At 67.5% G+C, this 18542-nt stretch carries 16 protein-coding genes; 2 read left to right on the top strand and 14 right to left on the bottom strand.

Annotation, left to right across the window (positions count from 1 at the left end):
• Positions 1-132: 132 nt before the first annotated feature.
• The 13 genes from EJL01_RS00360 to EJL01_RS00300 all read right to left on the bottom strand — a co-directional run bounded on the left by EJL01_RS00360 (position 133) and on the right by EJL01_RS00300 (position 14915).
• The gene (locus EJL01_RS00360; protein WP_164509672.1) at positions 133-948 is read right to left on the bottom strand and encodes a cell division protein FtsQ/DivIB; all 816 of its coding nucleotides are present in this window, start codon (positions 946-948) and stop codon (positions 133-135) included.
• A complete protein-coding gene (gene murC / locus EJL01_RS00355; RefSeq protein ID WP_125105755.1) occupies positions 941-2362 on the bottom strand; it encodes a UDP-N-acetylmuramate--L-alanine ligase in 1422 nt (473 codons plus the stop codon). The genes EJL01_RS00360 and murC overlap by 8 nt, the downstream gene beginning before the upstream one ends.
• A gap of 71 nt (positions 2363-2433) precedes the next feature.
• A complete protein-coding gene (locus EJL01_RS00350; protein WP_125105754.1) occupies positions 2434-3540 on the bottom strand; it encodes a UDP-N-acetylglucosamine--N-acetylmuramyl-(pentapeptide) pyrophosphoryl-undecaprenol N-acetylglucosamine transferase in 1107 nt (368 codons plus the stop codon).
• Positions 3537-4796 (bottom strand): putative lipid II flippase FtsW, encoded by a 1260-nt coding sequence (gene ftsW / locus EJL01_RS00345; RefSeq protein ID WP_125105753.1) that lies wholly within the window; start codon positions 4794-4796, stop codon positions 3537-3539. Before ftsW ends, EJL01_RS00350 begins: the two co-directional genes overlap by 4 nt.
• Positions 4768-6273 carry a UDP-N-acetylmuramoyl-L-alanine--D-glutamate ligase gene (murD, locus tag EJL01_RS00340; protein ID WP_125105752.1) on the bottom strand — a complete coding sequence of 502 codons (1506 nt, stop codon included), beginning with the start codon at positions 6271-6273 and terminating at the stop codon, positions 4768-4770. Before murD ends, ftsW begins: the two co-directional genes overlap by 29 nt.
• Positions 6273-7382 carry a phospho-N-acetylmuramoyl-pentapeptide-transferase gene (gene mraY / locus EJL01_RS00335; protein ID WP_125105751.1) on the bottom strand — a complete coding sequence of 370 codons (1110 nt, stop codon included), beginning with the start codon at positions 7380-7382 and terminating at the stop codon, positions 6273-6275. Before mraY ends, murD begins: the two co-directional genes overlap by 1 nt.
• Positions 7379-8797, bottom strand: coding sequence for a UDP-N-acetylmuramoyl-tripeptide--D-alanyl-D-alanine ligase (locus tag EJL01_RS00330; RefSeq protein ID WP_125105750.1), 1419 nt, complete (start codon positions 8795-8797; stop codon positions 7379-7381). Before EJL01_RS00330 ends, mraY begins: the two co-directional genes overlap by 4 nt.
• 56 nt (positions 8798-8853) lie before the next feature.
• Positions 8854-10317, bottom strand: a complete 1464-nt coding sequence (locus EJL01_RS00325) for a Mur ligase family protein (RefSeq protein WP_164509671.1) — start codon at positions 10315-10317, stop codon at positions 8854-8856.
• Positions 10318-10330: 13 nt separating this feature from the next.
• Complete coding sequence (locus EJL01_RS00320) at positions 10331-12118, bottom strand: peptidoglycan D,D-transpeptidase FtsI family protein (protein ID WP_125105748.1); 1788 nt, start codon at positions 12116-12118, stop codon at positions 10331-10333.
• Positions 12119-12166: 48 nt separating this feature from the next.
• Positions 12167-12715: a cell division protein FtsL gene (locus tag EJL01_RS00315; RefSeq protein ID WP_125105747.1), complete on the bottom strand. Its 549-nt coding sequence runs from the start codon at positions 12713-12715 to the stop codon at positions 12167-12169.
• Positions 12712-13674 carry a 16S rRNA (cytosine(1402)-N(4))-methyltransferase RsmH gene (gene rsmH / locus EJL01_RS00310; protein WP_125105746.1) on the bottom strand — a complete coding sequence of 321 codons (963 nt, stop codon included), beginning with the start codon at positions 13672-13674 and terminating at the stop codon, positions 12712-12714. The genes EJL01_RS00315 and rsmH overlap by 4 nt, the downstream gene beginning before the upstream one ends.
• 101 nt (positions 13675-13775) lie before the next feature.
• Complete coding sequence (mraZ, locus tag EJL01_RS00305; protein WP_125105745.1) at positions 13776-14207, bottom strand: division/cell wall cluster transcriptional repressor MraZ; 432 nt, start codon at positions 14205-14207, stop codon at positions 13776-13778.
• A 306-nt stretch (positions 14208-14513) separates the two neighbouring features.
• Positions 14514-14915 (bottom strand): SCO2097 family morphological protein, encoded by a 402-nt coding sequence (locus EJL01_RS00300; protein WP_164509670.1) that lies wholly within the window; start codon positions 14913-14915, stop codon positions 14514-14516.
• Between the two features lie 88 nt (positions 14916-15003).
• Between EJL01_RS00300 and EJL01_RS00295 the strand changes: the two genes are divergently transcribed.
• Positions 15004-16092 carry a polyprenyl synthetase family protein gene (locus EJL01_RS00295; protein WP_241209060.1) on the top strand — a complete coding sequence of 363 codons (1089 nt, stop codon included), beginning with the start codon at positions 15004-15006 and terminating at the stop codon, positions 16090-16092.
• A gap of 3 nt (positions 16093-16095) precedes the next feature.
• Here the strand turns inward: EJL01_RS00295 and EJL01_RS00290 are convergent, their stop codons facing one another.
• A complete protein-coding gene (locus EJL01_RS00290) occupies positions 16096-16455 on the bottom strand; it encodes an Rv2175c family DNA-binding protein (RefSeq protein ID WP_125105742.1) in 360 nt (119 codons plus the stop codon).
• Between the two features lie 107 nt (positions 16456-16562).
• Between EJL01_RS00290 and pknB the strand changes: the two genes are divergently transcribed.
• Positions 16563-18527 carry a Stk1 family PASTA domain-containing Ser/Thr kinase gene (gene pknB / locus EJL01_RS00285; protein WP_241209059.1) on the top strand — a complete coding sequence of 655 codons (1965 nt, stop codon included), beginning with the start codon at positions 16563-16565 and terminating at the stop codon, positions 18525-18527.
• The last annotated feature ends 15 nt before the right edge of the window (positions 18528-18542 follow it).

Here is an 18542-nt window from a genome sequence, read left to right as displayed (position 1 = left end):
CTTTGTCGTGGTCGTGTTGGGCGGGATTTCGAGAGCAACCCTAGAAGCGGGAATTGCGCCCGCACCCCAGGCATGCCGGGCGTGTTGCCCAGGTGGCCCAAATCGCTTCAACCCCGGGTTGAAGCTTTCCGCCTAGTGGGTGACCGGCGTGTCGGGACTCGAAACGTCGTACGACGAGATGCCGACGTCCTGTGTCGCAGTGATCAACGAGGTGAGCACCTGCGCCTTGCGCTGCGAGTCCTCAGCGCTACCCCACGTCACGGTCGCGCCGCTCGTGAGGTGCAGCACGACACTTTCGGACGAGGATGCGGTGATCTTTGCGACCTGCGCACGGAAGTCGCTCGGTAGCGCGAGCGACACGCGCCCCGCAGCCAGGAAAGCCTCGGAGCCGAGCGAGCCCGCATCCATCACCGGCAGCGTGAGCTCCTCGTCGGGCGCGCCCTCGCCGCCGACCTGCCAGAGTACGACGCCGGCCGCGTCAACAACGGCCTCGCCCGCATCGTGCTCATACCGGCCGATGGGCTCGCGTTCGACGAGCTGCACGACGAGCGTCGAGGGTGGTGTGCGCTGCACGGTGTAGCTCTGCACGAGCACGAACTCCTCGAGCAGCGCCTCAACGTCGGCGTTCGACACCTGCGCGAGCGGTTTCCCCTCGAGCGGCGCAAGCGCCTCCTGCACAGCCGCGGGGTCGAGTCGTGAGGTGCCCTCGACCTCGATCGTGCGCACGCTCATGAGCGGTGTAAACACCGCGACGAGGACAAACGCGATAAGCAGGGCGAACGAGCTCAGCCCGATGAGCCAGCCGCGGCGTCGAGCGACGCGCCGGCGGGTAAATCGACGCACCTCGGCGCGATCATGGCGACGCCGAGCGAGGCTCGCGCGCCAGACGGCGCCGATGCCACCGCGACGACGCGCGCCGCCCTGGTCCTCTGGAGTGCCGCTAGTCACGCCCGCTTCCATCTGCGTCGCGCTCACGCAGCGCGTCGAGCAGCTGCGGCACGATGCGGTACACATTGCCGCAGCCGAGGGTGATGACGTAGTCGCCGGGTTCGGCGACGCGGGCAACGGCCTGCGCCGCGTCACTCCAGTCGGGCTGGTATTCGACGAGGCTTGCGTCGCTGAATGCCTCCGACACGAGCGCGCCCGTGACGCCCGGCACCGGGTCTTCGCGGGCGCCGTCGACATCGAGCACGATCGTGTGGTCGGCCAGGCGCTCGTAGACTTCGGCGAACACATCGCTCATGGCCTGCGTGCGCGAGAACAGGTGCGGCTGGTGCACTGCGATGATGCGGCCCTCACCCACGACGGTGCGCGCCGCTGAGAGCGCCGCCTCGACCTCAGCCGGGTGGTGGGCGTAGTCGTCGTAGACGCGAACGCCGTCGACCTCGCCCTGGAGGTCAAAGCGCCGCTTTGTGCCGCCGAAGGCGCGCAGGGATGCTGCGGCAGCCTCGAGCGTGAAGCCGAGGTGAAGCAGCACGGCAAGGGCACCTGCGGCGTTGAGGGCGTTGTGGCGGCCGGGCACCGCAAGCTGCGCGGGCACTGTCATGCCGTTGGCGGTGAGGTCAAACGCGACCCCGCCGTCGGCCGTGGTGATGTTCGTGACGCGAACATCGTTGTGCTCGCCTTCACCAAAGCGCACCACGTGGGGGTGCTCGAGCTTCGCGGTGATTTCAACCGCGAGTCGATCGTCGCCCGAGACGATGACGGCCTCGTTCGCCCGGTTCGCGAACTGCACGAACGCCGCTTCGAAGGCCTCCTCGGTGCCGTAGTGGTCGAGATGGTCGTTGTCGACGTTGGTGATGAGCGCGATCGAGGTGTCGTAGAAGAGGAACGAGCCGTCGGACTCGTCGGCCTCCACGATGAACTCGCGGTCGGCCCCGAGGTGCTCATTCGTGCCGAGCGAGCTAATGACGCCACCGTTGACGAAGCTCGGGTCGGCCCCGAGTTCGAGCAGGGAGCTTGCGATCATGCCCGTCGACGTGGTCTTGCCGTGCGCCCCGGCGACGGCGACCACGCGCGCGGCGCGAGTCAACCAGACCAGCGCCTGCGAGCGGTGCAGGATGTTCAGGCCGCGTTCGCGCGCGAGCACGAGCTCCGGGTTGTCAGGCCAAAGCGCCGAGGTGACGACGACGGTGTCAACCGACTCGTCGAGGTTCGCGGCGTCGTGCCCGATCGAGACCGTCGCGCCAGCCTGCGCGAGCTTCTCGGTGTAGTCGTTGCCCGAGCGATCGGAGCCCGAGACGGTGACGCCGCGCTGCAGGAACATCGTGGCGATGCCGCTCATGCCAGAGCCGCCGATGCCGATGAAGTGGGCGTGACGAATCACCTCAGGAATCTGTGCGTTCGCGTCGGGGCTAATCACGGTGCTTCTCCTTCAAGGCGACGCTCGAATCGCGCCGCCGCCAGCGTTTCAGGATAGTCGGCTCGGCCAAATTAGGCTCGGGCGCCACGCGCCGCATCCGCGACGGCCGCGTCGATCATGGCGAGCAGCTGCTCGGCCGCATCCCTGGCACCGAGTTGGCCCGCTCGGCGACCGAACTCGGTGCGCCGCGCGGCATCGGCCAACACGGGCAGGAGCTCGCCCTCGACGCGCGCCGGGAGGAACTCGCCGTCGGCAATGGTCATGGCGGCGTTCGCCTCGAGCAGGGTCGCGATGTTCTTCGCCTGCTCGCCGTTGCCGACGGCATATGGCACATAGAGCGCGGGCAAGCCAACGGCCGACAGCTCGGAGACCGTCGAGGAGCCGGCTCGAGTGACGATGAAGTCGGCAGCCGCGAACGCGAGGTCCATGCGGTCGCAGTATTCGACGACGTGGTAGTGCGGCAGCTGTGGGTCGTCGAATGGCGAGAGCCGGCCGACGATGTGCACGACCTGCCAGGCGTCGTCGCCGTGCGCCCCGCCAACGAGCTTCGGGCCGAGCTCGCGTATGGTCTCGTTGATGCGCTTCGCGCCCTGCGAGCCGCCCGTCACGACAAGGGTGCGTCGCTCGGCGTCGAGCCCGAAGTAGTCGATCGCCTCGGCACGGCTCGCCTCGCGGTCGAGCTCGGCGATCTCGCGCCGCAGCGGCATACCGAGGGCTTTCGCCCCGGCGAGGGGCGTGTTCGGAAACACCACGGCGACGCCCGCGGCCCACTTAGCTCCGAGGCGGTTCGCCAGCCCAGGGATGGCGTTCGCCTCGTGCACGATCACGGGAACGCGCTTGCGGGCCGCGACATACGCGGGAGTGGAGGCGAAGCCGCCGAAGCCGACCACAACATCCACCCCGCGGTCGCGGATAATTTCGCGCACCTGCCGTACGGCGCGCTGGAATCGCACGGGGAACTTCACCGCGGCCCCGTTGAGCCGGCGAGGGAACGGCACCTTGTCGATCGTGAGTAGCTCGTAGCCGCGTTCGGGCACGAGCCGCGTCTCGAGGCCCTCCTTGGTGCCCAGCACGAGCACCGTCGCGTCGGGATGCGCTGCGCGGATACTGTCGGCCGTGGCGAGCAGCGGGTTGACATGGCCGGCGGTGCCTCCGCCCGCGAGCAGGTATGTGGTCATGCCCTTGGTGCCTTTCGTGACGACGGCCGCGAGCTCGCGGAGCCGGAGGATGGTTTGGGGTTCGCTGCGGCCTGCCGCTTCGCGTTGTCCTTCGCGACCGAGAGCACGAGGCCGACCGAGAACAGCGAAGTGATGAGGGCCGAGCCGCCGGAGCTCAACAGCGGCAATGGCACGCCAAGTACCGGCAGGAGTCCGAGCACGACGGCGATGTTGACGAACGCCTGGAAGATGAACCAGACGAGCACGCCGCCGACGAGCGTGCGGCCCGCCACGTTGTCGGTCTCGCGCCAGATGCGCAGCAGCACGACCGCCAGTGCCGCAAAGAGCAGAATCACCGCGAGGGCGCCAATGAGGCCGAATTCCTCGCCGATGATCGCGAAGATGAAGTCGTTGTCAGCCTCGGGGAGCCACGACCATTTCGCCGTCGAGTTGCCGAGCCCGACACCGAAGATGCCGCCGCTCGCGAGGGCGAAGAAGCCGTGCGAGGTTTGCCAGCAGAGGCCCTCGTAGTCGCACGAGCCGTCGAAGAAGCTCGTGATGCGGGCGACTCGGTTGGGTGAGACAACCGCCATCGTCACGGCGCCGACAACGGCGAACAGCGTCGCACCGATGATGTAGCGGGCGCGCAGGCCACCGAACCAAAGCGCGCCAAGCACGAGGGCTCCGATCACCATGACGGTGCCGAGGTCCTTGCCGAGCAGCGCGAGCAGGATCACAACGCCGACCGGCAGCCCGATCGGTACGATCACCTCTTTCAGCTGCGTCAGCTTGTCACCCTTGCGAGCGATGATCATGCCGAGCCACATGACGAGCGCGACCTTCGCGAACTCGGCGGGCTGCACCGTCGTGGGTCCGAGGTCGAGCCACGAGCGGTTGCCGTTGATCTCGGTGCCGAGCGGGGTGAACACGAGGGCCTGCATGACCACGGCAACACCGAGCGCGAGCCAGGCGAACGAGCCGGTCCAAAACTGCAGCGGCACGCGCGACGCGATCCACATGAGCGGCAGGCCAATTGCGGCGAAGATGAGCTGCTTGAGGAACTTCGTCGAGAACGTGTTCCCCGCTGCGAACTCCTCGACTGCCGAGCTCGACAACACCATGATGAGGCCGAAGGCCACGAGCACAAGGATGATGCCGAGCAGCAGCGTCGCGTTGAGGTTCGCGGGGTGCTCGCTCGAGAAGAGCTTGATGCGGTAGGCCGAGCCGCTCGTCGCGGCCCCCGTCGCGTTACGCTTCGTCGCCTGGGGTTGCGGCATCCTGGCCTGCTCCCCCCTGCGCGATGCGCTCTACTGCCGCGCGGAACTTGTCGCCGCGGTCGCCATAACTGTCGAACTGATCCATGGATGCCGCCGCCGGTGCGAGTAGCACGGTGTCGCCGTCCTGTGCCACTTCGGCGGCGCGACGAACGACCTCCGGCATGACCTCACTAGTTTCGCGCACGTCGATCTCAATGAGCGGCACGGCGGGCGCGTGTTGCTCGAACGCCTCGCGCACAGCATGCCGATCGACGCCGATAATGACCGCGGCACGCAGGCGGGGCGCGTGCGCGGCCACGAGCGGCGAGATGTCGACGCCCTTGAGCAGGCCGCCGACCACCCAGATCACCGAGCGATAGGCCGACAGTGAGGCCTCAGCCGCGTGCGTGTTCGTCGCCTTCGAGTCGTCGACCCACATGACGCCGGCCTCGTGGAGCACGAGCTCGTTGCGGTGCTGGTCGGGCGTGAACGTGATGATCGCCTCGCGAATCGCCGCCGGCTCGATGCCGTAGGAGCGCGCGAGCGCGGCCGCCGCGAGCACGTCCTCGACGAGGTGACGCGCGCCGAGGTTGCGGGCCCGGAGGTCGTCGAGGGTTGCGAGCTCGAGCGCCGAGTTGCGGCGGTCGTCGAGGAAAGCCCGGTCGACGAGGAGCCCGTCAACCACACCGAAGTTGCTCGGCGCTGGTACGTCGACGCCAAAGCCGATGGCGCGAGCCCCGTCGATCACGTCGGCCTGCTCGACGAGCCGCTCGGTCTCTGGGTCGCCGAGGTTGTACACACACGCCTGCTGCGTGCGGTCGTAGGCCCGACCCTTCGCCGCCCGATACGCGTCGAAGCTGCCGTGCCAATCGAGGTGGTCTTCGGCGATGTTGAGCACAACGCTCGACCATGGCGAAACGGTGTGGGTGTAGTGCAGTTGGTAGCTCGAGATTTCGACGACGAGGACCTCGAAGCCCTCGGGGTCGCGCACCGCGTCGAGCACAGGGATGCCGATGTTGCCGGCCGGCGCGACGCGCACACCGCCGCGAGCCACCATGTGTGCGGTGAGTTGCGTTGTCGTGGTCTTCCCGTTCGTACCGGTGACGAGCAGCCACTGCGAGGGCGTACCGGTCTTGTCGCGCAGGCGCCAGGCGAGCTCAATGTCGCCCCACACCGGCAGTCCCTGCGCTTCAGCCCAGCGCAGCAGCGCGTGGTGCGGCGCGTAGCCGGGCGAGGTGACCACCAGCTCGGGGGCGAAGTCGACGAGTTCGCTCGGCACCGCATCCTGCTGCGGAGCGAGCACGAGCGGAACGTTCAGCACCTGAAGGATGCGCTCGCGATCGTCGTCGGGCTTGCCTGCGATGACGAGCACGTCGGCGCCGAGTTCGGCGAGCGTGTCGGCCACGGCGAACCCGGTCATCCCGAGGCCAAACACAGCAACCTTGAGGCCGCTCCAGTCGTGATGCCAGCTGGTCAGTGCGTCGGTGCGCGCGCTCATTATTCGACCATCCCGCTCGCGAGCGACCACTCGGCGTAGAAGATCGCGAGGCCCGCAACGGCGAAGAGCCCGGCGACGATCCAGAACCGCACGACGACGGTCTGCTCTGCCCAGCCCTTGAGCTCGTAGTGGTGGTGGATCGGGCTCATCAAGAAAATGCGCTTGCCGCCCGTGGCCTTGAAGTAGAGACGCTGCACGATGACCGAGCCGGTGTCGATGACGAAGAGGCCGCCGATGATGACGAGCAGGAGCTCGGTGCGGGTAATGATCGCGAACGCGGCGAGCGCGCCGCCGAGAGCCAGCGAACCGGTGTCGCCCATGAAGAGCTTCGCCGGCGAGGTGTTCCACCAGAGGAACCCGATGAGGGCACCGACAATGGCGGCCGCGACGATGGTCATGTCGAGCGGCGCGTAGACCTCGTAGCACGCGCCCGCGACCTGATTCGAGAGGCGGTCGCTGCCGCACAGCTGGTTGAACTGCCAGTAGCCGATGATGCCGTAGGTGCCGATCGCGCAGATCGACGCGCCGGTCGCGAGCCCGTCGAGGCCGTCGGTGACGTTGACCGCGTTCGAGGCCGACGTGGTGATGGCGACAATCCAGATGACGACGAGGATCGTGCCCGCAACGACGCCGAGCGCCATGAAGTCGATGCCGGTGTCGCGGATCACCGACACCTCGCTCGAGATGAGGGGGACGCCGAGCTCGTTCGTCACCTGCAGGCCGATGAGGGCGAACAGCGCCGCGACGATGACCTGACCGGCGATCTTCTGCCAACCGCCGAGGCCGAGCGATTGATGCTTGCGCACCTTGAGGAAGTCGTCGATGAAACCGACGAGCCCGTGGCCGACCATCATGAACAGCACGAGCAGGCCCGCGGCGGTCGGCTGCGTCTGTGTGACGAGCACCGCGAAGAAGTAGGCCACCAGGGTGGCGAGCACGAAGACGATGCCACCCATGGTCGGGGTACCGCGCTTCGCGTAATGCTCCTTCGGACCATCCTCGCGAACGTACTGACCCCACCGAAGCTTGTTAAATAGCCGGATAAACACCGGCGTGAGCGTCAGCGTAAACAGCATCCCGACCGCGCCGGCGATGAGGATTGCAATCACGAGATACGTCCCTTCACATATTCTCCGAGTCGGTCAGCGAGCTTCATGAGCCCCGCGGAGTTCGATGACTTCACCAGCACGAGGTCGCCGTCGCGCAGCTCACTCGTAAGCAGCTCGTATGCGGCATCGGCATCTTCGGTGAATGACGCCTCATTATTCCAGCTCCCCTGCGCGATCGCGGCGAGGTAGAGCGGCCTGGCGTCACGCCCAACTACAACGATTCGGTCAATGTTGAGTCGAACCGCGAGTTCGCCGAGCTTGTCGTGCTCAGTCACGGCATACTCGCCGAGCTCCGACATCGGTCCAAGCACGGCGACCGTGCGCTGCCCCTCGGCCGCAATCTGCGCGAGCGTGCGCAGGGCCGCCGACATCGAGTTCGGGTTCGCGTTATAGGCGTCGTTGATGACCGTGAGCGGCTCACGCGTGAGCACCTCCATGCGTCCCCGCTCCGCGCGCGTCACCTCGCGAAGCACCGCGGCGACCTCGGCCGCCGACACGCCTTCGACGTGCGCGGCCGCTGCGGCGGCGAGCGCGTTCATGACGTGGTGTTCGCCGATGACCGGGAAGTGAATCTGCTCAGGCTCTTCCCCCGGCACGCGCAGCGTGAAGCGGGTGCCGTCGCCGGAAACGCTCACGTCATCAGCGCGCACCTCAGCGTTCGCGCCCCGGCCGAACCAGACGACGCGGCCCGGTGCCTTCGCGGCCATCCGCGCAACGCGGGGGTCATCGGCGTTGAGAACCGCGACACCGTCGGCGCCGAGCGCCTCGACCATTTCCGACTTCGCCCGCTCGACGTTGTCGATGCCGCCAAACTCGCCGGCGTGGGCTAGGCCCACCATGAGCACGATGCCCACGTCGGGTCGCGCCATCTTCGCGAGCCGTTCGATGTGGCCGAGGCCGCTCGCGCCCATCTCGGCGACGAGCCAGTCGGTCTCTTCCGTCACCTCGAGGAAGGTGGTGGGTGCCCCGACCTCGTTGTTGAACGAGCCGATCGGCGCAACGACGTTGCCCCGGCGCGCGAACGTCTCGCGCAGCAGGTTCTTCGTCGTGGTTTTGCCGTTCGAGCCGGTCACCGCGACGACGCGCAGGCGGCCGAGGGCCCGCACCCGCGCGACCACCTCGGTGGCGAGGGCACCGAGCGCGAGCACCGTATCGGCGACGACAACCTGCGGCACGTCAAGGTCGAGTTCGTGTTCGACGATGAGCAGGGCCGCGCCGTTCTCGACCGCGGCGGGCGCAAACAGGTGGCCGTCGGTGACCTCGCCCGGCTTCGCGAAGAAGATGTCGCCTGGGGTGATCTTGCGCGAGTCGGTGTCGCTGAGGCCGCGCACGGTCGTCGCCTCGGTCGCGTCGCCGCGCAGCACCAGCGTGCCCGCGGTCGCGGACGCGATTTCCGCGAGGGTCATTGCAATCATGGTTTGGGCCTTTGTAGTCGGATGCGCACGGGTGCGCGCGGATGGGTGAAGCGCGGCTACCAGCCGGCGTCGGCGAGCGCGTCGCGCACGAGTTCGACGGTCGGGTCGACGACCTTGCCCTCGTCGATGACGCGCAGCGCGTCGGCGCGGGGTTCGACGAACAGGATGCGCCCGCCGCGGCCAGCGTCACGCGACGCGCGCTGGAGGGCTGCCGCCGCATCCGTCTCGAGCAGGAGCCCGGGCACGGAGTCGGCCGAGGCCTGGGTAATCACGATTGGTTTCTTGGCTGTCAGGTCACGCAGCTGAGCGAACTCCTCGATGGCGGCGGCATCGCTCGGATGCACCACGAGGTGCGGCGCGTCGGCGCCCTCCCCGCGGAGGGCCTCAAGTGAGCCGCGAATCGCGTCGGTGCGCTCATCCCCGTCGACGAACACCTCGGGCCCGTCGCCAGTGGCGCGGATGCGCTCAAGGCGGCCGGGAATCGGTACGTCGAAGCCTCCCGTGCGATCGAGCGCGTCCTGAATCTGCTCGGTGGCCCAGCCGCCCTCGGCGATCATGACGATGGCCGCAGCTGCGTTCAACGCTGCGAGGCGACCGGGCTTGGTGATGTGGCTCGCGACAACGCGGTCGTCGTGGCCGCGCACGGTGAACTCGGTGCCGCCGTCGATGCTGTTCCACTGGACCAGCCAGTCGGCGCCGGATTCGGGGTCGGCGCTGAGTGTGGCGACCGGAATGCGGGCTGCCTCGACGAGGTCGCGCCCAACTTGGCTGTCAATGTTGATGACCGCCGCCGAGGCGACCTCTGGGTCGAGCAGCAGGCGGTGCAGCGCAAAGAAGTCGGCCGCCGCGTCATCACTGGCACTGAAGGTGAAGGGGCCCACCACGGCGAACTCGAGGCCCGCAAGGCGCTGGCCGCTGAGCGCGTGACCCGAGATCTCGATGGCGGCGACGCGGTCGGCGACCTCACGCATCCGCGCGACGAGGGCGTGCAGGTCGTCGGCCTCCGGCGTCGTCAGGGTGGCGATGACGTGCTGCTCGTCGACGCGACGGGCGATCGAGGTCGACAGGCCGCTCGCGACACCGATGCGGCCGAACAGGTCGGCGATGAGGTAGCTCACGCTCGTCTTGCCGATCGTGCCGGCGACGCCGAAGAGCCGCGGCTGCTCGGGGTCGGTGCGGTAGACCCACTTCGCGACATGACCGAGGGCCAGCCGCGGCTCGTCGATGACGATGACGGGCACCTCGAGGTGGGTCGCGCGTTCAGCACCCGCGGGGTCGGTCAACACGGCGACGACACCTGCCTCGACGACCTCGTCGAGAAATTCGGCGCCGTGGGTACGCACGCCGGGAATCGCGACGAAGACGTCGCCCGCCTCAACACTGCGGTGATCACTGCTGACGCCGGTCACCTCGATGGCCTCGAGATCGGATCCTTCGGGTTCATTCAGCCCGAACTCGGCGCACATCTCGGAGAGGATGCGCGCCGCGGCATGGTGGGGGCGAATACTGTCTGTGGGCAAGGTCTTCCTGCTGCTAGTGGACGATATTGATATCGGGGTACGGCTGTGGCGATGGCGACACATTGTTCGACGACAGCACGTACGACATGGTCGACTGCCATGCGGGCGCAGTGGCAGCGCTGGTAGTGATGGTAGTCGGGTCGGCCAGCGTGACCAGCACCACGTACTGTGGATCATCCATTGGGGCTACCCCGGCCATCGACACGTTGTTCGAGCCCACGATGTACGTGCCGGTGTCGGCATCGACGCGCTCGGAGGTACCCGTCTTGATGCCGACGCGGTAGCCGGGGACCTCGACCTGGTCGGCGAGCCAGCCCTCGCGGGCAACCGATTCCATGCCCTCGAGCGCGAGCTCCGCCGCCTCTGACGACACCACCTGCGTCGGTGTGGTGTCGGGCTGGTCGGTAACTGTGCCATCCTCCTGCGTGCAGCCGAGCACGAGCTGCAGCGGAATGTGCGAACCGCCGTTCGCGAGGGCCTGGTAGGCGCTCGCCATCTGCGCGACGGTAGCGGTGAGGCCGTGGCCAAAGGTCGTCGCGTAGTTCGTCTGTGGATCCCATTCGTCGGCGGGGCGGACGATGCCAGACTCCTCACCGAGGAAGTTGACGCCGGTCTGCTCATTGAGGCCGTAGCTCAGCAGGTAGTCGTGTCGCGCCTCGGGCGAGAGCCGGTCGGCGAACGTGGCCGTGCCGACATTTGACGACTCGGTCAGCACGCCGTTCGTATTCATTTCGACGGGATCGTGCGGTGCATCGTCACCGAACTTCGCACCTTTTTGGTCCCAGGTGTCGGGCACCGTGATGGTCTCGTCGGGGTCAACGAGGCCCTGGTCGTAAAGCATCGACGCCGTCAGCGGCTTCATGATCGAACCCGGCTCGTATGGCGCCGTGAAGGTTCTGGCACCGCGGTCATCGGTGTCGCTCTCGCCCGGCTCGTTCGGGTCGACGGTCGGGTACTCGGCCGCCGCCACGAGCTCGCCGGTCTTCACGTTAACGACCGTGATGGTGCCGTAGAGCGCGTTGGTTTTCTCGACCTGCTCGGCGATGATCTGCTGCGTACGCCATTGGGTGTCGCTGTCGATACTGAGTTCGAGCGTGCCACCCTGCACCGGTTCGCTCAGCGTGACGACCGAACCGGGAATCGAGACGCCGTCGGCCGAACGCTCGAAGCTCTCCTTGCCGTTATGCCCGGCGAGGCACTGGTCGTACTGCAGCTCGAGACCGGACAGCGGGGTGCCGTCCGAGCCCACGAAGCCCGTGAGGTTACCGGCCACGGCGCCATTCGGGTAAGTGCGCTCGGGGTGCCGCTCGAAGTAGACCCACGGAATGCCGAGGTCGCGCACGGCCTGGTACTGCTCGAGCGTGACGCCCTGCGCGAGGTAGCCGAACGCGGCGTCCGGGTTCGCCGCCAGCACCGCATCCACCGACGAGGCGAGGTCGGAGGCGTCCTGGTTAGTCAGCTCGGCAATCTTCTCGAGCGACTCCTTGACCGTCACGTCGACATACTTGTTCGTCTCGGGGTCGAGCCGCTTGAAGTCGCGCATGTTCACCGGGGCGAGGGTGATGTCGAAGCGGTCGACGCTCGAGGCGAGCATGGTGCCGTTTGCGGCAGTGATCGAACCGCGGGTGCCGTAGAGCGTGGAGGTTTGCCCGCGTCGGCCGTCAGCCTCAGCGCTGATCGCGTTCGCGTCGATGACCTGCAGGCTCACGAGTCGCCCCGCAAACACGATCACGACGAGCGCGATCACCACGAGAATGGGAGTCGCACGACTGCCCGTTCGACGCCGACGCGTCTTGGCCATCCGTACGCTCCTTCCATGCGGTGGGCCAGCGGCCCGAGGCCGCACTGGCTAGTGCGTCGAGGGCGAGCTGAGTTCGAACTCCGACGGTACGGCAGGTTCGTCGGCCTTCGTGTTTGACGCTCCGGAGCCGTCGGCGTTCTCAGCATCCTTCGCGGACTCCTCGGGTTCGAGTACCTGGTTCGGCACGAGCGAGGGGTCAATTGGGCTCGCCTGCGCGGGCGCACCGTTGCCGGAGTCAACGATCTGGCTCGTCGCGAGGTCAAGGTAGGAGTTGCCCGTGCTCGGCACCATGCCGAGGTCGGTCGCCTGCTGCGCGAGCTGCTGGGGCGAGGATGCGGCGTCGGACGCCTCGAGCGCGGCCGTGTGTTCGCGCTCGAGCTCGAGCTGCTGGCTTTCGAGGTCGTCGGCCCGGTAGGCGTCCTGGATGATCGCCATCGACAGCGCGAGCTGAATCGCGAAGGCGCCGAGCAGCACGACTACCGCGATGACAATCATGCGGCCCGAAATGTTGGGGCGGCGGCGCAGTCCCGGAATCAGGCGGAGCGCCGGCCGCGGGGTCGACTGCGGCTGCTTGCTGGGTGACGTTGCTGCGGTCATGCGGTGTGGCTCCGAATTCGCTCGACGGCGCGCAGGCGCACAGGCTTGGCTCTCGGGTTCTCGCGGGCTTCTTCGTCGTGAACTTGTTCGGCGCCCCTGGTGAGCAGTCGAAACTCCGGCTGCATCTGTTCGGGAGTCATGGGCAGGCCGCGCGGCGCATCTGAAGTGCTGCGCAGCTGAAACAGCCGCTTCACGAGGCGGTCCTCGAGCGACTGGTAGGACTCGACGGCGACTCGGCCGCCGACCCGTACACGCCCAAGCGCCTGCGGCAGCGCCGACTCAAGGGCGTCGAGCTCGCCGTTCACCTCGACCCGAAGCGCCTGAAAGACGCGCTTGGCGGGGTGCCCGGCGTTCTTGCGCGCGGCCGGGGTTGCCTGCTGGAGGAGGCCGACGAGTTGACCCGTCGTCGTGATCGGCGACTCGGCGCGGGCACGAACGATCGCCCCGGCATAGCGGGGCGCGAGCTTTTCGTCGCCGTAGCGGTAGAAGAGTTCGCGCAGCTCGGCCTCGCTGAGCTCGGCGATGAGGTCGGCCGCGGTGACGCCGCGGGTTTGGTCCATGCGCATGTCGAGCGCGGCGTCTTGCATGTACGAGAAGCCTCGCTCGGCCTCGTCAAGCTGCAGCGACGAGACGCCGAGGTCGAAGAACACTGCGTCAACCTCGTCGATGCCGGCGTCATCGAGCACCTCATCGAACTCGTCGTAGACGGCGTGCGCGAAGTGCGTGCGGTCGCCGAAGTCGGCGAGACGGGCCCGCGCCACGTCGAGCGCCGCCGTGTCACGGTCGATGCCAACGAGGCGCGCATTCGGGTTCGCCCGCAGCACCGCCTCGGCGTGGCCGCCCATGCCGAGGGTGCAGTCGACGTAGATCGGGCCGGGTTTGGTGAGCGAGGGCGAGACCATCTCGACGACCCGTTCACGCATGACGGGGATGTGGATGGAGCTGAGGTCACGGTCCATATCGTTCCGGAGGGTTCCTCCCTGCCTCGTGGTCCCGAGTCACTCAACCTGGCGCCGGGGAAGGTGCGTCAGGGTGACCGACCTGGGGCCACGCGGCAGGGCTAGAACAAGCCCGGGATCACCTCCTCGGCGGTCTCAGAGAATGCCGCTTCGTTCGCGGCGACGTAGGTGTTCCACGACTCAGCGCCCCAGATTTCGGCGCGACTGCCCGCGCCGATAACGGCGAGTTCGCGGTCTAGTCCTGCGTACTGCCGCAGCTGCTGCGGGATCGTGATGCGCCCCTGCTTGTCGGGGGTTTCGGCGTGGGCGCCGGAGAGCAGCAGTCGTAGGTAGTCGCGCGCCTGCTTGCTCGTCACAGGTGCCTGGCGGATGCGGTCGTGAAAGCCCTCGAACTCGGCATTCGAGAACACGTAGATGCAGCGTTCCTGCCCGCGGGTGAGCACGACCCCCTCAGTGAGCTGGTCGCGAAACTTCGCGGGCAAGATCAGACGGCCCTTCTCGTCGAGCTTCGGTGAGTACGTGCCGAGAAACATCGGTGCGCCCTCCCCTCCTGCTCGCGGTGGTGTTCACCACCTTCAGACCACCTCATGCCATCTCGCACCACTTTACTCCACATCACCCCACGATTCACGGTAAGTGGGGCGATTTGCGGGGTTTATTCCTGAGAGAACCGTGGAAACTACTGGGCAGTCGCCAGGTGGAGCGCAGTGGAGGGAGAAAGCCGGCTTTGCCGCCGTTTTGGGGGCAGTGGGGAGCGCAGGAAACAAAAACGGGGCCAACCCGAGTGGGTTGGCCCCGTTTTGCTCCCGCGGGGAGCGAAGTGGGGTGGTGGGAGGTGGTTAGCCTTGGTTATCCTGCCGGCGGTCCCAGCGGTCCTCCATGCGATCCATGAAGCCGCGGCCGTCGGGCGACTTCACGCCATCGTCGGTGGTCGGTCGACCCGGCGTACCGGGAAGCTTCGTCGACTCGCCCGTGGACGAAGAACCCGACGAAGCGAACGCCCAATAGACGCCGCCGATCATGATTGCGAAGCCGATGAGGCCGGCCCAAGGCTGCTGGATTGCCATCGCGCCGACGATGACGGCAAGCCCGACCGCGAGTGCGAGCACCGAGATGGTGATCGAGCGTGCGGTGAGGGCAGCACCAGCGGGACGACCGGTCGACACAACATCGGCATCGTGCTGATAGAGGCTGCGCTCCATCTCGTCAAGCAACCGTTGTTCTTGCTCTGAGAGTGCCATGATTCCCTCGCTGTCCCTGGGCAGGCGCCCACCTGCTGGCGGATTGAACTTTGATTCTACGCTGCCGTCCCCTGAATAGAATGAGACAGTGACTGAAAGCTTGCTCTTCGTGGACCGCGTCAACCAGGCGCTTGCCACGGTTTTCGACCAGCACCGCCCAGACCTTGTTGCGCTGAGCGACGACCTCGCTCCCCTACTCGAGCAGCTCATCGCCTTTTCGAGTGGCGGCAAGCGCACGCGGGCCCAGTTCGTCGCGGCCGGCGGGGGCCTCACCGCGGCCTCCGCTGAATCTGGCACTGACGAGGCGCTCGTACACGCCGGTGTCGCCGTCGAGCTCTTTCACGCCGCCGCCCTCGTGCACGACGACCTGCTCGACCGTTCCGACACCCGCCGCGGCCGCCCGTCGACCCACCGGGTCTTTGAGACGCTCCACCGCGAGCGCGGCTGGACCGGCGACCGCGAACACTTCGGCGCCTCAGCCGCCATCCTCGCGGGCGACCTCCTGCTCATGTGGAGCAACGACGCCCTCGACCTGGCCCGCGGGCTCGTCGGTCGCGATCGCGCCAAGACCGCGGCGTCCGAGTTCCGCCGCATGCGCACCGAGGTCACGGCCGGCCAATACCTTGACGTCGTCGAGGAACTCGCGTGGCCGGTCGTTCCGGTCGAGCGCTGGGCCGACCGAGCCATCGCCATCGCGACGTCCAAGTCAGCGCGCTACTCGGTCGAGTCGCCGCTGCGCCTCGGCGCGAGCTTCGCCGGCGCATCCATGGCCGAGCTCAACTCGGCCAGCGCCATCGGCCTACCCCTCGGCCTCGCCTTCCAGCTCCGCGATGACGTGCTCGGCGTCTTCGGCGACCCCGAGGTCACCGGCAAGCCGGCGGGCGACGACCTGCGCGAGGGCAAGCGCACGCTGCTCGTCGCCGAGGTGGCGGCCCGCGGCGACGCGGCGACGCGCGAGTTCTTCGCCACCCGCCTCGGGCGGCCCGACCTCTCACTCGACGAAATCGGCCGGATGCAGGCGGCGTTGACCGACAGCGGCGCGCTCGAGGCCGTCGAGGCGCGCATCCAAGCCTGGCTCGACGAGGCCGTCGCGGCAATCGATGCGACGCCGCTCAGCTCCGAGACCCAGTCGTCGTTGACCGCGCTCGCCGAGCAGACAGCGAAGCGCAACTCGTAGCCCTTAGACGGCGAACAGCTGCACGGAGCGACGCACCGAGGACTTGCGCCCTTCGGTGAGCGCCGCCACCGGCGTCATGCCGAGACTGTCGTCCTCACTGAGCAGCCAGGCCATGGCCTCGTCGCCATCGATGCCCTGGTCGGCGAGCAGCGTGAGCGTGCCACGCAGACCGGCGAGCGGTTCACCATTCTGGATAAAGGCCTGCGGCAGTTGCTTCTCGCCGTCGTACTTGACGGAGAGCAGGTAGCGCTCCTGGAGCAGGCGGTGGAGGCGGCCGGAGGAGACTCCGAGCTGCCCGGCGGCGTCTTTGAGCGAGATCCACTCGTGGTCGGCGTATACGGATTCGGTGTTGACATCGGTCACACCTCCATGGTTGCAGATTTTCCGTCTCGCCTGCCACCGCGCGGCAAAATGCATCGCCCGCGGAGTTTCACACGCGCTGATTTGTCGCGGCCGACTACCCTGCCAGCGTGAGCCCTGTGAATCCCGACACCGTGATCGGCCGTCTCGTCGACGGCCGCTACCAGGTTCGGTCGCTCATCGCGCGAGGCGGCATGGCCACGGTGTACGTCGCGACCGACCTCCGGCTCGACCGCCGGGTCGCGATCAAGATCATGCACGCGCATCTCGCGGCCGACGAATCGTTCCGCGACCGCTTCATTCGCGAAGCCCGGTCAGCCGCACGACTCGCGCATCCGAACCTCGTCAATGTCTATGACCAGGGCGACGACGAGGGGCTCGCCTACATCGTCATGGAGTACGTGCCGGGTATCACCCTGCGCGACCTGCTGCACGACCACCACCGGCTCACGGTCGAGCAGACCATCGACATCATGGATGCGGTGCTGGCAGGCCTGCAGGTGGCGCACCGCCAGGGCATCATCCACCGCGACATCAAGCCCGAGAACGTGCTACTCGCCGACGATGGCCGCATCAAGCTCTCGGACTTCGGCCTCGCCCGTGCGGTGACCAACAACACCGCGTCCGGTTCGGTGCTGCTTGGCACGATTGCCTACCTCGCGCCCGAGCTCGTCACCAAGGGCCTCGCGGATGTGCGCAGCGACATCTACTCGGCCGGCATCATGATGTACGAGATGCTCGTCGGCGAGCAGCCCTACCGCGGCGATGAGCCGGTCAACATCGCCTACCGGCACGCGAACGACTCGGTGCCGCCGCCGAGCGAGGCCCAGCCGAGCGTGCCCGGAGTGCTCGACGACCTGGTCGTCTGGGCGACCGAGCGCGACGCCGAGGACCGCCCGGCTGACGCCGACGCCATGCTCGCCGCGCTGCGGCAGGCCGAGCGCGACATTGCCAACGGCGGCGTGGCAACTGTGCCCCTCGAAACGGCGATCCAGAACTTTGCTGACAACGACACCCACCTGCTCGCCGTCTCCGACAACGACTCCATGCCGAACTCGGTGATGCAGCCGACGGGTCCTGTCGAGTCGGTCGATGTGGCCACGATTGCGCCGGCAGTCGAGGGCGGCGCGCCCGCGGCTAGACGCCTACAGCGACTCAACGGGCAGAAGCGTCGTGCGGGTGTGCTCGCCTTCTTTGTCGTCTTGGTCATGGCGTTCTTGGCTGCGGGCCTCGGCTGGTACGAGGGCATCGGCCCGGGGTCCTACGGCTCGACGCCCAATGTCGTCGCGCAGGCGCAGTCCGACGCCGAAGCGACCATCGTCGCCTCGGGCTTCACCGTGGGTGAGGTGACCGAGGACAACTCGCTCGAAGTGCCGGAGGGCACCGTCATCAGCATGAGCCCTGACCCCAACACGAAGCTCGCACCCGACTCCCCGATCGACCTCGTCGTCTCTGCCGGGCCGCGCATCCTCACCGTGCCCGCCCTCGAGGGCCTGTCGACCGCCGACGCCGAGCAGGCGATCACCGACGCCGGCTTCGTCGTCGACGCCGAGACGCACGTGACCGAGTTCAGCGGTTCGATCGAGGCCGACCACGTCATCCGCGGCACGACCGAGACCGGCGAGACCCTGCCGCAGGAGATGGCGGAGCAGCAGACCATTCGGCTCGTCGTTTCGGCCGGCTCGGTGCCCGAGGTCAGCGGCATGAGCCAGGGCGAGGCCGAGCAGGCACTCACCGACGCCGGCCTCACGCCGGCGGTCGTCGACTCGCAGTACAGTTCGTCGGTGCCCGCGGGGGTCGTGCTCTCGCAAGAGAACACGTCCGACCCGATGGTGCCCGGCTCGACGGTGAACCTCGTCGTGTCGCTCGGGCCCGACCTCGTCGAGGTGCCCGACGTCACCGGCAAGCCGGCGAAGGATGCGATTGCCGAGCTCGAGGCCGCGGGCTTTGACGTCGACCACAGCATTCCATCGGTGCTGCTCGACGACGCGAAGGTCTCGTCGCAGAACCCAAGCGGCGGCGAGGAAGTCGAGCGAGGCTCGACGGTGAAGATCACCGCCACCTACGAGTTCTAGCGACCAACGAGAAAT

The organism is Gulosibacter massiliensis, assembly GCF_900626105.1.
GTDB classification, from domain to species: Bacteria; Actinomycetota; Actinomycetes; order Actinomycetales; family Microbacteriaceae; genus Gulosibacter; species Gulosibacter sediminis.
Note: the sequence above shows the minus strand (reverse complement) of the source record. Positions and strands in the feature narration are given on the sequence as shown.

Excerpts from the sequence above, each read along its gene's own strand:
- EJL01_RS00350 (WP_125105754.1), bottom strand. The coding sequence starts at position 3,540 with ATGACCACATACCTGCTCGCGGGCGGAGGCACCGCCGGCCATGTCAAC.
- ftsW (WP_125105753.1), bottom strand. The coding sequence starts at position 4,796 with ATGCCGCAACCCCAGGCGACGAAGCGTAACGCGACGGGGGCCGCGACG.
- murD (WP_125105752.1), bottom strand. The coding sequence starts at position 6,273 with ATGAGCGCGCGCACCGACGCACTGACCAGCTGGCATCACGACTGGAGC.
- EJL01_RS00330 (WP_125105750.1), bottom strand. The coding sequence starts at position 8,797 with ATGATTGCAATGACCCTCGCGGAAATCGCGTCCGCGACCGCGGGCACG.
- EJL01_RS00320 (WP_125105748.1), bottom strand. The coding sequence starts at position 12,118 with ATGGCCAAGACGCGTCGGCGTCGAACGGGCAGTCGTGCGACTCCCATT.
- EJL01_RS00315 (WP_125105747.1), bottom strand. The coding sequence starts at position 12,715 with ATGACCGCAGCAACGTCACCCAGCAAGCAGCCGCAGTCGACCCCGCGG.
- rsmH (WP_125105746.1), bottom strand. The coding sequence starts at position 13,674 with ATGGACCGTGACCTCAGCTCCATCCACATCCCCGTCATGCGTGAACGG.
- mraZ (WP_125105745.1), bottom strand. The coding sequence starts at position 14,207 with ATGTTTCTCGGCACGTACTCACCGAAGCTCGACGAGAAGGGCCGTCTG.
- EJL01_RS00300 (WP_164509670.1), bottom strand. The coding sequence starts at position 14,915 with ATGGCACTCTCAGAGCAAGAACAACGGTTGCTTGACGAGATGGAGCGC.